At 65.6% G+C, this 12,557-nt stretch carries 14 protein-coding genes; 6 read left to right on the plus strand and 8 right to left on the minus strand.

Annotated features, from left to right (window positions below; genetic code table 11):
• The first annotated feature begins 223 nt into the window (after window positions 1-223).
• The 3 genes from lexA (at window position 224) to ABZV44_RS36285 (ending at window position 2,128) form a co-directional block, all read left to right on the plus strand.
• Window positions 224-886 (plus strand): transcriptional repressor LexA, encoded by a 663-nt coding sequence (lexA, locus tag ABZV44_RS36275; protein ID WP_354846751.1) that lies wholly within the window; start codon window positions 224-226, stop codon window positions 884-886.
• A 52-nt stretch (window positions 887-938) separates the two neighbouring features.
• Window positions 939-1,394, plus strand: coding sequence for a DUF4189 domain-containing protein (locus tag ABZV44_RS36280; protein WP_354846753.1), 456 nt, complete (start codon window positions 939-941; stop codon window positions 1,392-1,394).
• Between the two features lie 110 nt (window positions 1,395-1,504).
• Window positions 1,505-2,128, plus strand: a complete 624-nt coding sequence (locus tag ABZV44_RS36285; protein WP_354846756.1) for a hypothetical protein — start codon at window positions 1,505-1,507, stop codon at window positions 2,126-2,128.
• Between the two features lie 2 nt (window positions 2,129-2,130).
• Here ABZV44_RS36285 and ABZV44_RS36290 read toward each other — a convergent pair whose 3' ends face one another.
• The 6 genes from ABZV44_RS36290 to ABZV44_RS36315 form a co-directional block, all read right to left on the minus strand.
• On the minus strand, window positions 2,131-3,054 hold the full coding sequence (locus ABZV44_RS36290) for a hypothetical protein (RefSeq protein WP_354846758.1): 924 nt from the start codon (window positions 3,052-3,054) through the stop codon (window positions 2,131-2,133).
• A gap of 171 nt (window positions 3,055-3,225) precedes the next feature.
• Window positions 3,226-3,720 (minus strand): hypothetical protein, encoded by a 495-nt coding sequence (locus ABZV44_RS36295; protein WP_354846760.1) that lies wholly within the window; start codon window positions 3,718-3,720, stop codon window positions 3,226-3,228.
• Window positions 3,721-3,750: 30 nt separating this feature from the next.
• Complete coding sequence (locus ABZV44_RS36300; RefSeq protein ID WP_354846763.1) at window positions 3,751-4,329, minus strand: GNAT family N-acetyltransferase; 579 nt, start codon at window positions 4,327-4,329, stop codon at window positions 3,751-3,753.
• 74 nt (window positions 4,330-4,403) lie between these two features.
• Window positions 4,404-5,312, minus strand: a complete 909-nt coding sequence (locus tag ABZV44_RS36305; RefSeq protein ID WP_354846765.1) for a Ku protein — start codon at window positions 5,310-5,312, stop codon at window positions 4,404-4,406.
• Between the two features lie 221 nt (window positions 5,313-5,533).
• Window positions 5,534-5,998, minus strand: a complete 465-nt coding sequence (locus ABZV44_RS36310; protein ID WP_354846768.1) for a YbaK/EbsC family protein — start codon at window positions 5,996-5,998, stop codon at window positions 5,534-5,536.
• A gap of 1,016 nt (window positions 5,999-7,014) precedes the next feature.
• Entirely contained in the window at window positions 7,015-7,743 is a 729-nt protein-coding gene (locus ABZV44_RS36315) for a PASTA domain-containing protein (RefSeq protein ID WP_354846771.1), read from the minus strand.
• Window positions 7,744-8,696: 953 nt separating this feature from the next.
• On the opposite strand from ABZV44_RS36315, the gene ABZV44_RS36320 reads away from it, so the two are divergent.
• From ABZV44_RS36320 to ABZV44_RS36330, 3 genes are read left to right on the plus strand one after another with little or no spacing between them, the layout of a single operon-like run.
• On the plus strand, window positions 8,697-8,849 hold the full coding sequence (locus ABZV44_RS36320; protein ID WP_354846773.1) for a hypothetical protein: 153 nt from the start codon (window positions 8,697-8,699) through the stop codon (window positions 8,847-8,849).
• Between the two features lie 49 nt (window positions 8,850-8,898).
• Window positions 8,899-9,417, plus strand: a complete 519-nt coding sequence (locus tag ABZV44_RS36325) for a DUF6879 family protein (RefSeq protein WP_354846776.1) — start codon at window positions 8,899-8,901, stop codon at window positions 9,415-9,417.
• Complete coding sequence (locus ABZV44_RS36330) at window positions 9,398-10,252, plus strand: helix-turn-helix transcriptional regulator (RefSeq protein WP_354846779.1); 855 nt, start codon at window positions 9,398-9,400, stop codon at window positions 10,250-10,252. Before ABZV44_RS36325 ends, ABZV44_RS36330 begins: the two co-directional genes overlap by 20 nt.
• Window positions 10,253-10,628: 376 nt before the next feature.
• On the opposite strand, the gene ABZV44_RS36335 is transcribed toward ABZV44_RS36330, so the two are convergent.
• The gene (locus ABZV44_RS36335) at window positions 10,629-11,618 is read right to left on the minus strand and encodes a diiron oxygenase (RefSeq protein WP_354846782.1); all 990 of its coding nucleotides are present in this window, start codon (window positions 11,616-11,618) and stop codon (window positions 10,629-10,631) included.
• A 152-nt stretch (window positions 11,619-11,770) separates the two neighbouring features.
• Window positions 11,771-12,418: a nitroreductase family protein gene (locus ABZV44_RS36340; protein WP_354846784.1), complete on the minus strand. Its 648-nt coding sequence runs from the start codon at window positions 12,416-12,418 to the stop codon at window positions 11,771-11,773.
• Window positions 12,419-12,557 lie beyond the last annotated feature (139 nt).

Below are 12,557 nucleotides of genomic sequence, written 5' to 3' on the forward strand. Positions count from 1 at the left end.
GCTCGTATCCCGCTGCCGGACAGCCTTTCCGAGTCGGCGGCCGTCGCTGTGTGCAACCGGCGGCCGGCCTGGTTGGCGCTCTCGCCGCCGAGGCCGAGGCGGCACTCGCGCGGTCGCCGGGAGTGACGCAACCGTCGTCGCCGGAATGACGCAGCCTGTCGTGACCGGGAGTGACACGGCCGGTCGTGGGGGGAACGGCCGGTTCGGACCGTAGGATTCTCCGGTGACCTATGACGACTTCGACGGGTTCGAGCATCTCGACACCTCCACATTGCCGGAGCGGCAGCAGCGGATTCTGTGCAGTATTCGCGATTGGGTGCAGCGGCACGGGTATTCGCCGAGTACGCGGGAGATCGGCGATGCGGTCGGGTTGAAGTCGGCTTCGTCTGTTTCGCGGCATTTACGCGAATTGGAGGAGCGGGGGTTTCTCAAGCGCAGTGAATCGGTGACCCGGCCCATGGATGTGCGGCTGTTCCTGCGCGCGGCCGGGCCGCAGCGGCAGCACGACGAGAATTCGGTGCCGGTGCCCGTGGTGGGCGATATCGCGGCCGGTACGCCGATTCTGGCCGAGGAGCACACCGACGACGTACTGTCCCTGCCGCGTGAGCTGGTCGGCCGCGGCACCGTCTTCGGCCTGCGGGTTCGCGGTGACTCCATGGTCGACGCCGCCATCTGCGACGGCGACATCGTGGTGGTGCGCAAGCAGCAGGAGGCGCACACCGGCGAGATCGTGGCCGCCATGATCGACGGCGAGGCCACGGTCAAGGTTTACCGCCGCGCCAATGGTCATGTGTATCTGGAGCCGCGCAATGCGGCCTACCCGGTGATCGACGGCGACCACGCCCAGGTGCTGGGTAAGGTTGTCTCGGTCATGCGCAGGGTCTGAGCGTCTGGCATGATGACGGCCGTTATTACCTTCCATCCCCGGGGAGTATCGAATGTCGTTGCTGCGCAAGGCCGGTGTAGGCCTCGCCGTTACGTCGATGGCCGCGATCGGCACCGTGGCCGCCGGAACCGCCTCCGCGGCGGACAGTGAACCGGTCTTCGTCGCCACCTCCGGTGACCTGTACGGCGCGCTCGCGCTGTCCAAGAGCACCGGAAACGTCGCCTATGCCGTGAACTACGGCAGTTGGGACAGCGCGGACAGCACCGCCGTGGACAAGTGCGGCGGCGGCGACTGCGCGGTCGTCGTGCACTTCGCCAATGCCTGCGGCGCGGTCGCACAGGGCGCCGACACCCGCTTCGGCTGGGCGTGGGCCCCGTCCAAGGTGGAGGCCGAGTCGGCCGCCATCAACGTGCTCGGCAAGAGCGCCCCGGGTTTCCCGGACACGGGGTCGTCCTCGCCGCGCCAGGCCAAGGTCATCCTGTCGGCGTGCACCGACAACGCGAGCTGACCGATCGCGAATCACCCGGCGCCACACCGGATTCGTCCGGTGTGGCGCTGTTTTGTTTGCCGGAGTCCATTTTCCAGCAACACGCCCGGCCGGACGGAGATGATTTCCCGGTGGACGACATCACCTACGAGGACACCCGGTTCGCAATGCACGCGGCGGCCGAACTGCTGATCGCCGGCCCGCAGTATCGCCGATTCGGCAGTATCCGCATGCGTATCGTGCTGGGCGGCTTCACCGGCATCAAGTGGCCGGTGTCGGTGACGGGCACCGATCTGGTGTGGCCACAGGGTCGTATCCGTCTGCACGGCACCTACAGTGACCTCGCTTCGACCGCCGGATTCGCAGCCGACGCCCCGCCCGCGGGCCTGTATTCCGATGGCACCCGCATGGATCCGGACGAACCCTTCAGCGTCGACGCCGATGCCGCCACCACGGTGCACGACTGGTTCGCGGTGGGAGACATCGCATTACGGCGCTTCGCCGAGGAACAACCGGTGCTGTGGCCCGAGCACTTCGATCTGTCCGTTGCCGTCGACGAGGTGAATTACGGGGTCTCACCGGGGGATTGGGACAACCCACAGCCTTACGCGTATGTCGGGCCGTGGACCCGGCGCGAGGGCGAGTTCTGGCACACGTCCTTCGGGGCGATGCGACCGCGCGCCGAGGTGGCGACGGTCGAGGGCCTGCTGGAGTTCTTCCGGGAGGGCAGAGCCCGTGCCGCGCAGGACAATTGACGTCAGCGCAGGTGCGCCTTCAGCACATCGCCGCCCTCGGTGCCGAGGATGAAGGTGTGGTCGTCGGACGGGTCGACGGCCACGGAGGTCAGCGGCTGTCCCGACAACAGCGTGCAGCTGGTGTGGGTGACCGGATCGGCCCGCACGAATTGCCCACTGCCCGTGGCGATGTAGAGCAACCCATCCGCAGCGACCGCCAGATCGTCGGGGAGCAGCGGTGCGGTGAGCGGGGCGGGTGCCAGATCGACGGCGACATCGGCCCGGGCCGGATCGTCGATGGGCAATGCGACGATGCGTGCCGTCGGGCTCTCCAGCAGCGTCACATAGAGGATGTTCCCGGCCGCGGCGATCCCGTCGGCGCCGGATCCCTTGGCCGCCAGCGCGTTCCGGGCCCGCTCGGTCCACTCGGTGTCGAGGGTCCCGTCCGGCCGGATCCGCTCCACGGTATCGGCGGTGGTGTCGGCGACGAACAGATTCCCGGCCGCATCGAAGGCGGCCCCATTGGCCTGGCCGAGCCCGGAGACGAAGACCTCGGGCTGTGGAACGGCCGCGGCGGGATCGAATCGGAGCACGCCGCCCTGCCCGGCGATCCCGGCGAACGGTGAGTTGCCGTATGTCACGTACATCAGCCCGTCCGGGCCGAGACGGACCGCGCCCGGGCTCGATACCGGCACACTGACGACGAGGTGACCGCCCCGGTCGTACCGCTCCACCGCATTGCGGTAGGTGCGCGCGACCCAGAGGTCCCCGGCCGTGTCGAATCCCAGATTCTCCGACCAGTCGCCCACCGGCGTGCGGGCGGGCAGGCCTGTCGCTGGTTCGGCGGGGGAGCAGGAAACCTGCGTGGCCGTGCCGGGAGCGTCGGCGACGGCCGGGCCGGCCACCGCGACGGGTCCGCCCGCGGCGACGGCCAGCAGGAGGGTCACGCCCAATCCGGCACGTCGTCCCCTGGGATCCGCTTGCGGCGCAGCTACTTCCGATCGCGGCTCCGGCATCGAGGCGTTCCCTTCACTGGGCGGTGGTCGCGGCCAGCGTATATCGCCCGGTCCAGCCCGGCAATGATCACCGGGCCGACATTCTCGAAGGTCAGGCGGCCGCTATGACGCGGCGGGGTGCGTGGGTAGCTGCTCGGTGGAGCGTTCCGTCAGTGCTGCTTCGACATTCGCGATGCCGGCCCGGACTCCGAGCCCGTAGCCGTCCTCGTCGAGGGCGTCGAGCCGGTCGCGGGCGTGGTCGAGGTGGCGCCGGGCGGTGTCGAACGCCCCCAGGCGCCGATAATTGTCGGCGAGATTCAGGTGTAGCGACGGATAGAAGCCCCGGACACTCAACCCCGCATAGTGAGCCTGGGCCCGCTCGTCGGTCAGCGCGTCGGCGGCATCCAGGGCCCGGATGTCCCAGGTGAGCGCGTCCGCCGCATGCGCCTGGAGGTCGGCCAGGAAATGGGCGAGCGAGACCCGGTGCAGCGGGTCGCCGCCCGCGCCGATGGTGTCCCACAGCGCGGTCAGCTGCTTCCGCGCCGTCGCCGTATCACCCTGGCGGCCAAGGGTTACGGCGTCGTTGATGGCGGTCATGGTCTCGTCGACGGCGGTCATGCCCGCGACCGTAGCGTCAGGGTCCGACAATTAGCGGGCGGGCCGCCCGTGCCGCCCGTCCCCGGTGATCCGGCCGCGCCGGATGAGATCGCGCTTGGTGCCGGGTCCGAGGGTGACCTGCTCGTCGGCCCCGGCCACGGCCTCGTCCGGATTGGGCCGCACGAACAGTGTCACCGTGGTGCCCTCGGTGAACCCGTTCCTGCGCATCATGGACGCCGAGGCCGTGTTGTGGTTCTCCACGTCGGTCACGATGCGGACCGCACCGTGCCGGAACAGCAGATCGCAGCACGCGGTCATGAGCCGGCCGGCGACACCGCGCCCCTGCATATCGGGCGCCACGGCGATCCACTCCAGGTACGCCCAGTCCTCGCGCAGCTCGAATTCCATGGAGGCCAGCACGAATCCGACGACCCGATCCGAATCCACCGCCACCCAGCAGGACCGGCCGGCACTGTCGAGGTGCTCGGCCACCGAGGTCAGCGACCACGAGGTGTAGGGCTTGGCCTGGGTGTCGAACACCTGGTAGCCGAGGTCGATGACCTGACGCAGATGCCCGAGCCCCATGGGCACGACGGCGATATCCGGATGGCTGGATATGTCGGAATCCATGCCCGACAGTTTGCCAGGTGGGTGCTGGCTACCCGGGCGCCCGCCGGTGGCGAGGCCGCGCGGGTGGCGTGCTATCAGGCGCCCTTGCGGGTCTGCTTGGCCGGAGCCTTCTTCGCGGCCTTCTTGGCGGGCTTCTTCTCCGCGGTGGCCTTGGCGGCCTTCGTCGCCTTGGTGGCCTTGGCAGGCGCAGTACCCGCCTTGTGTCCGGAGGCTTCGAGACTGCGCTGCAGGGCCGCGACCAGGTCCACGACCTCGGCATCCATTGCCGGAACCGCCGCCTCGGGCGCCCGGGTGACCTTGCTGGAACCGCTGGCGATCGCTTCGTCGAGCAGCTTCTTCAATTCGAGCTGATATTCGTCCACGTACAGGCTGGGATCGAAATCGTCGGACAGCGTGTCGACGAGCGTCTCGGCCATCTGCAATTCCTGGGACTTCGGCTCGGTCACGTCCTCGAGCTTGTCGAACGCCGCCGCCCGCACCTCGTCCGGCCACAGCAGCGTCTGCAGCACCAGCACCCCGTCACGTACCCGCAGCGCGCCGAGCCGGGTCTTCTGGCGCAGCGTGAAATGCACCAGCGCCACCCGGTCCACCCGCTCGAGGGTCTTCGCCAGCAGCACATAGGCTTTCGGCGTGTTCGAATCGGGTTCCAGGTAGTAGCTCTTGTCGAAGAGAATCGGATCGATCTGCTCCGACGGCACGAATTGCAACACTGGAATTTCGTGTTTCTCGGCCGCCGGAAGTTTGGCGAAGTCCTCGTCGGTGAGAATCACCCGATCCCCGTCGGGTGATTCGTAGGCCCGGTCGATATCGGAATACTGCACCGGCTGCCCGTCCACCGTGCACAACCGCTCGTAGCGAATGCGCCCGCCATCGGCGGCATGCACCTGGTGGAACTTGATGTCGTGGTCCTCCGTGGCGGTGTAGACCTTCACGGGGACATTCACCAGTCCGAACGCGATGGAGCCCTTCCAAATGGACCGCATTTGGTCAGAGTACGTCGTACCAGGTCGGCGTTCTACCGCAACCCACCGCGGCCTGTCGGTTTCGCCTGGTCGTTGGTGCTTGTTGGTGGCTGCCGGTGAGCGTCCGACGGCTTGTGGACGGCGTGGGCTCGCGGACGCCTGCCGTCCGGCCGGCGTGCTGGCAGGCACTCGAGATCCGCTACTTGCGGTCATGCACTGGTTGCCGCTCGAGACGCGATGCGCTACATCCTGTACGAAAAATGCGCGACTTCGGCCGTTTCCATCAGCAACAGGAATTCGCGCTGCGCCATATGGATCAGCGCCTCGTGATCGCCGGCCTCGAAATAGACCTCCGGCTCCAAGGCCAGATCCTGCTCGAGGAACGTCTGCATGCCGTAGGCCATGCAGACCGGCGGCAACGCGCCTGTATCGCAGTCCGTGAACAGCTTGTGCAGCTCGGCTTCCTTCGCGAGCACCAGATGCCGGCCGGTCCGCGCCCAGAGATCGGACAGGCGCACCGCCTGCGTCGCCGGCAGCACAGCTGCGACATAGCCGTTGTCGTCCTCGAGCAGCACGGTTTTCGCGAGGCGATCGCCGGGGATGTGCGCCGCCGTGGCCGTCTGCAGGCTCGTATCGCTATGAGGGTGGTTCACGACTTCGTACCGCGAGGATTTCTGACGCAGGCAATCCTGCAGGGTAGGAGACATGGACATGGCACACCTCGTCTCAACGTCTCGGTGAATATTGTGTTTGTGCCGGTGTCGTTCAGCATAGATCGCATTCGCGCGGATGGAATCGCGTTGCACCCCTTTGCCTTCACGTCGGCCCAAAGCCTGGCAATCAACCCGACGCCTGGATTATCCAGGGCGGCCGGCAGCGTTGCTCGAGCCCGCGACCCCGCTCACCCCGAATCTGCCTCGGATCGCATCCAGCCCTTCGGCCGGCGAATCGAGAAGTGGTGAATCGTGTGGGTCGTGTGCGCATTCCGCCTCGAAAGCGAGTCGTGTGCGATTGGCTGTCGTATGGTCTCGGTGACACGCGGGGAAGCGCGTTGGCGAGGCATCCTGCAAATCTGCTCATAGGTAACTGACATTGCCTGATCGGAATGAATTCATATCGGGACGCCTATGTCCATAGGGAATGCTGCAAATGGCACGAATCAGCATATTTAGCGGTGCTAATGTTTCTGCACTCCGAGCTCGCCCGCTACGCCGCCGCCGAACTCATGGCCGCGCGAGCCCGTTGGTACTGCGAGCAGGCATACAGCTTCATCGACTGACTCCGCCGGCCGACCGTCCCTTCATCGACGTGCAGACCACGTGGTCCTCTACTCCCCGAAAGCCGAAGCAGCATGACCACCACCGAACCGTCGATCGGCGCCGCTGCGGGTCTCCCGCAACGCACACTGTGGCTGGTCCGCGGGCGTACCGATGAGAAGACACGGCTGGAGCGGGCGATGCGGCTGATGGGCGTCACCCACGTTCCCGTCGCCGCGCAGGCGACCCTGCTCGTGTCGGCACTGGGTGTCCGGCGTCGAATTCATGCACTGCGGGCAATCGGCTCGAGCTACCGCGACCTCGGCGACCATTCCGGAATCCGACCCGAATCGTATCGCCGCCTCACCGATGTCCCACAAGTGCTGGGACGCGGCTGGTTCCGCATCGCCGAGCTCTACGACCAATCCGGTACACCCGGGCCGTCTCGCCTGAGCGATCGCCGGTCGTCAGCAGTTGTTGGGTTCGCCATATTTGACGACGGACAGGACCGCGTCGCCCTCGCCGAAAGGGGTTCCCGGGGAGGGGGATTGGGCGACCACAAGCCAGTTGCGGTCGATGACCTGGTGGCGGCCCTGGCCTGTGTTGTCCTTCGATCGGGAGTAGAAGACACCAGCCTCGTGGATCTTGTTCTGTGCGTCTTGCAGATTCATGCAGACGACGGCGGGCATGACGGCCGCCGGGGATGCCGGGACAGCCGTCGTCGTGGGAGGAGTCGTTGTCAGGGGCGATAGCGTCGGGTCAGGGGTGCTCGATGGCGCGAAGGCCGTTGTTTGTGGAACGGTGGCCAGCGGGAGGGATTTCGAGATCGTCGTTGTCGGATGTGCCGTGTCGGTTGCGATCCCGCAACCGGCCACGGCGCAGGCGAGGCCGATCAGGATCACAAGGCGACGCGTGAACGATCCGGCCGAAATGGCATGGTTGTACACAGAACTCCTTGTTCTGGCCGCTGGGCACGTTGGACCTGGCAGCGGGTCGAGCACTGTACCCGACCCGTCAGGTGGATCGAGCAGTGGGGAAGTATTGCAGAGAAGTTGCCTCTGGGGATCGGCTTCTGAATCGGTCAGGGAATCGGTCGTCCAAAACCCCGGCGCACGGCACTGCGTGCGATCGGCGTTCGCTTCCTCGTTCCAGTTGTCGTGACTATTGCCGTTCGGGCCGGGCTCGAGCAGGTCCATGTCTCACCTCCTCTCGCGCGTAGGGGAGGGGCGTTCGAGGCAGTGCAGGCATGGGCCTGGGTGTCCCCGATTCACCACGAGCTGATGCGGTATGGGGTGGAGGGCTTCATCCCACGTATCGACCACCTCGACGTCGAATCCTGCTTCGACAAGAGCCATTTGTAGGAGGTAGCGGACATCGTGGCTCGCGGGCTCCTGCTGCGCGATCCAATCTCGATGCGCGCCAGTGATTGGTCCAAGTCGTCCCCCGTGCAGAAAACGGATCGCTTGCAGGAACGTCGATAGCTCTGTCGATTCCGCATCACACGGGTACGAACGATCAACCAGAATCGCCGTTACCGGGTCGGAGACCCAGGATCGCGTGTAAACGAACAGAACCCGTGCGTGAATACTTCCGGCGCCGCCACGAAGCACCCGGAGCGCTGGGCGCCTTCCGGGTATCGGAAGGTTGTGGTGCGGCCCAGTCATCGATCGGTCCTCGCGTACTCGGCGTACACCGGAATGCGGCTTGTACGCCGGCCGCGGTCGGTGGGCTGCCACCGCGTCGGAGCGTGGGGGAGGCACATGGCGAGCCCAGTGCGTGACAGCCGCATCAGAGCGTTGCGGAGTGACGTCTCGGCAAGCTTGGTTGTGCGGCAGAGCTGTTGGACGGTCCGGGACTGCGATGGATCCAAGGTCGCCAGTGCCCCAAGCGTTTTAGCTTCTGGTTCGGTCAAGGCCATCGTCGTCCCTCGCCGTCGTTGGTCGTCGGTGGCGACGCGGGGCGGGGACGACGATCACCGGCCCCGAGCGCCTACATAGACGGTAGAAGTGGCGTTCCCAAGTTCGGAAGGTTGTTGCGAAATGTTGCGATCGCTGCGGGTATACACCTGAAATGTGAATTCCTTGCCGTGGGCCGCGATTTGGCGACATGATGGAGCAACTACTCGCAACACTGCACGCATGGGGACACCATGCGTTTGACCTTCATCGCCAAGGATCCGGGATCGAACCCGACGGGCTCTCCGACTCTGTACCGCACCGACCGAGGTTCATGGGTGGTACAGGGCTGGGTGATCGACGATCCGGCAACGCTGGCGCAGATGGATATTCCTGCCGGCGAATAGTGCGTAGAGGTTCCGGACCGTCTGGTTCCGTTCTTCGAACAGGGAGACAGTGACTCCGATCAGCGATGACGACTTCGAGCAACTGCTGATCGAATTCCAGACGGAGTCCATCCATCTGGAGACTCGGGACGCCTACGGCACCGTGGTAGAGCTGCCGCACATGGCGCAGTGGACGGCGGGCGAACCAGACGACCTGGAATGGCTCCAGGGCTGGTGCTCAACGTTGAGAGATCACACTGCCGCAGGGAAGTCGATCCGGCGAGCGCGCATCGTCTCGGAACCGCTCAGCGACTACCAGAGATGGTCGTACAGCATCGCGTGGCCGATGGTTGATGCCGGCGAGGATATCCGCTGGGCGCCGAGACGTCTGGTCTCGTCGATCGCCATGCCAGGCAACGACTTCTACCTGTTCGATGACCGCCTTGCCGTGTTCCTTCACTACGCAGGCAACGGCCTGGGAACCGGCAAGGCCGCATCGACAGACCCCGCCGATATCCTGTTGTGCCGCACGGCATTCGAGGCGGTGTGGAAGCTGGCGATTCCTCACCATGAATACCAGCCCTTCTAGCTCAGCGCAGGAGGCGCGACGGGCACTCGGGGCCAGGCTGCGGGATATCCGCAGAGATGCTGGTCTCAGTGCCCGCCGCCTCGCTCATGCGACACAGCAGCACTACACACGTGTCTCCAAGATCGAGAACGGCATTCAGGCACCGACCGACCATGACATCAGGGAGTGGTGTCGCGTCTGCGGCGCCGAGGACCAGGTGGCCGATCTCATCGCGACGTTGCGGGAAGCCGATTCGGCCTACCTCGAGTTCCGGCGCCAGAGCCGAGCCGGCCTGAAGCGAGTTCTCGGCGCTCACACCCAGCAGCGGTATGAGGCGACGAAGGTGTTCCGGATCTCTCAGCACAACGTGATCCCGGGTCTGTTCCAAACTGCCGAGTACTCCGCCGCCATGCTGTCGTTCTGGATTCGGTTCCTGGGCACACCAAACGACATCGATGCCGCGGTCGCCGTCAGGATGGAGCGTCAGCGGATCCTGCAGCGAGGTGGCAAGCGGTTCGTGACGGTGCTCGAGGAACAAGCGCTGCGAACGTGGTTCGGTGACGCCGAAATTCAGGCGGGGCAGCTCGGACGGCTACTCGAGTTGATGTCGCTACCGAACATCTCGCTCGGCATCATTCCGCTCATGCGAGAACGCGAGGCGGTCGCATCGGCGGGGTTCTGGATCTTCGATGATGACCTCGTCGCTCTTGAAACGCCGACCGCGAGCATTCAGGTCACACAGCCGACGGAGTGCAACCTATATGTGCGAATGTTCGAGGTACTGAAACAGGCTGCGGTCTACGGGCGGGATGCGCGTGCGCTGATCCTGAAAGTGCTTGCTGAGCTTGACGATTGACTCGTGGCCGAGCAGATCCACTCAGTAGCGGTCGTCAGGGTCGGCGAACGACGTTCCGAACCGGGGGTTGTAGTCGTCGACGTCATCCTGTTCGTCGTCGCACAGCCACCCACCGCGTCGTCGATATCTGGAGCGGGGTGAGACCTGCCGCGGTTTCGATCACGCCCTGGACGTCCGGGTGTTGAAGCAGTTGTAAGGCTTGGTTGATCTCGGCGACGGTCGGGCTTGGGTCGATGCTGTGTCGGACCGCCGATCACAGGTCGGAGGTGGTGTGGGCCTTCGGTATTCGCGATTTCGCGCTACCGAAAGCCCTTTCAGATGGACCGCATTTTCCGATCGTATTTCGGACGGGTGATTCCGGTGGGTATCCCCGGGGTCAGGCGGCCCGGCGTTCGGGCTCGCTGCGGTAGCGGGATTGGTCGCCGTCGATGTGCAGGAGCTTCCACAATCGGTTGGTGACCGGGTTCATCAGGCCCAGGTCGCCGGCGAGGGAGCGCATGTCACCGAAGTATCCGGAGAGGATTTTCGACGCGGTGGGGGAGCGCCAGAAGGCTTCCTTGATGACCTCGCGGGGGATGCCGAAGGTGTGGGCGAATTCCGGTGGGGGAGCCATGATCTCACCGGCCAGCCACCGCATCGCGAGCGGGAAGGCGATACCGCAGACATTGCGATACAGCGGATTGAAACCCGGCACATGCTCTTTCAGGAACTCGTTGGCAAAGGAGATGTGCCGGGCCTCCTCGGCGATATGGATTTCCATGCAGCGCACCACCGCGGGCGGCAGCTTCGCGCCATTGCGGATGACCGCCTTCTGATAGTGGTCGATCGGTTCCTCGCCGCCGAGAATGCCGATGAACAGAATCGGCCAGGCATAACCGCCGGCCACGCCGATGAACGGCGACAGCCTCCGGAAGATGGGCCGCATCCCCGGGACGTCCACGCCGATCCGGTTGACCAGCTCCTGGAACATCTGGATGTGGTTGCACTCCTCGGTCATCTCGTGGAGGCAGTAGCGGAACTCCGGCGACCCGTTGGGCAGCTTCATGATGTACTGCATCATGCCGCGGATCAGGATGCTCTCGAAGGCCGCGCCGACCTTGATGGCATTGGCGATCCGCCACCGCCCGATCTCGATCTGCCGGTCCAGGGGCAGGTTCTGATACCACCGCGTCGCGCCCAGCGGATCGATGTCCGGTTGCAGCACCCAGCGCGGGTCCCGGGGGTCGATCGCGAATTCGGGTGAGTCCCAGGCGATATCGAGATACGGATCGAATCGGCGGTACACCGATCCCTCCGACAGGGTGTGCAGCACATCCGCATAGTCTCGTGCCGCCGGAACGGAGCCCGACATCGTCGTCAGAGCCATCATTGCCTCCTCGTCTCTGTGCCGCGCCGCCCGGGAGCCGAAGCCGAGGCCGCTCCTGTGCGGTGCAACACACTCCAAGGTAAGTGCTAACTAGGGTTACAGACAACCCCGAAATGCCCGCGTGTCCCAGGATTCGCCCGGTGCCCCGCCCGTCACCAGTGCTGCCAGTGCAGGACCCGGTCGCGGGGGACACGGACCGCGGGCTTGAACTCGGTGCCGAGCGTGAAGGCCAGTGGCAGGAACGCGGCGAGCATGACCTCGTCGTAGGGCACGCCCAGGATTGCCGACAGTTCGCGCTCGAGTGGAGCCTGGGCCGTGGTCCACGCGGTCCCGAGACCGCGGGCGCGGGCGGCGAGCATGAAGCTCCAGACCGCGGGAAGGATCGATCCCCAGGTGCCGGACTGGATCTGGACCGAGGCGGCGTCGGTGCGGCCCTCGACTGCGGGTATCACGAACGCGGGCACGCGGTGAATGTTGTCGGCCAGATGGCGCACGCCGTCGAACACCCGCGCCATGCTGCCCGGGCGGACGTGCATGCGCGCGAGGTCGTCCCGCGACAGTGGCGCGGCCTCGCTCAGCGCGAGCGCCCGCCGGAAGATCTCGGCCACCTCCCGGCGCTGCGCGGCCTCGGTGACGACCAGGAAGTGCCAGCGCTGGCGGTTGCGCCCCGTGGGCGCCTGGGTGGCGAGATCGACGCACTCCTCGATGAGGTCGCGCGGCACCGGCCGGTCGAAGTCCAGGCGGCGACGCACGGCCCGGGTGGTCGACAGCAATTCATCGGGAGAGAGATCAAGCGTCATGGCAACTCCTGTGGCCCAACGGGTTCCGAGATCGTCTGCGCGAAAATCATCTGCGCCCAGACGATTGGACCGTAGGCGCGACAATCATCTGCTGTCAAATGATCTGTGCACAGATGGTTTTGGTAAGCTGGCCGCGATC

The sequence above is a fragment of the Nocardia sp. NPDC004860 genome, from assembly GCF_040609015.1.
Taxonomy (GTDB): Bacteria; Actinomycetota; Actinomycetes; order Mycobacteriales; family Mycobacteriaceae; genus Nocardia.

Excerpts from the sequence above, each read along its gene's own strand:
- ABZV44_RS36280 (WP_354846753.1), top strand. The coding sequence starts at position 939 with ATGTCGTTGCTGCGCAAGGCCGGTGTAGGCCTCGCCGTTACGTCGATG.
- ABZV44_RS36295 (WP_354846760.1), bottom strand. The coding sequence starts at position 3,720 with ATGACCGCCGTCGACGAGACCATGACCGCCATCAACGACGCCGTAACC.
- ABZV44_RS36300 (WP_354846763.1), bottom strand. The coding sequence starts at position 4,329 with ATGGATTCCGACATATCCAGCCATCCGGATATCGCCGTCGTGCCCATG.
- ABZV44_RS36305 (WP_354846765.1), bottom strand. The coding sequence starts at position 5,312 with ATGCGGTCCATTTGGAAGGGCTCCATCGCGTTCGGACTGGTGAATGTC.
- ABZV44_RS36310 (WP_354846768.1), bottom strand. The coding sequence starts at position 5,998 with ATGTCTCCTACCCTGCAGGATTGCCTGCGTCAGAAATCCTCGCGGTAC.
- ABZV44_RS36315 (WP_354846771.1), bottom strand. The coding sequence starts at position 7,743 with ATGGACCTGCTCGAGCCCGGCCCGAACGGCAATAGTCACGACAACTGG.
- ABZV44_RS36320 (WP_354846773.1), top strand. The coding sequence starts at position 8,697 with ATGCGTTTGACCTTCATCGCCAAGGATCCGGGATCGAACCCGACGGGC.
- ABZV44_RS36330 (WP_354846779.1), top strand. The coding sequence starts at position 9,398 with ATGAATACCAGCCCTTCTAGCTCAGCGCAGGAGGCGCGACGGGCACTC.
- ABZV44_RS36335 (WP_354846782.1), bottom strand. The coding sequence starts at position 11,618 with ATGGCTCTGACGACGATGTCGGGCTCCGTTCCGGCGGCACGAGACTAT.
- ABZV44_RS36340 (WP_354846784.1), bottom strand. The coding sequence starts at position 12,418 with ATGACGCTTGATCTCTCTCCCGATGAATTGCTGTCGACCACCCGGGCC.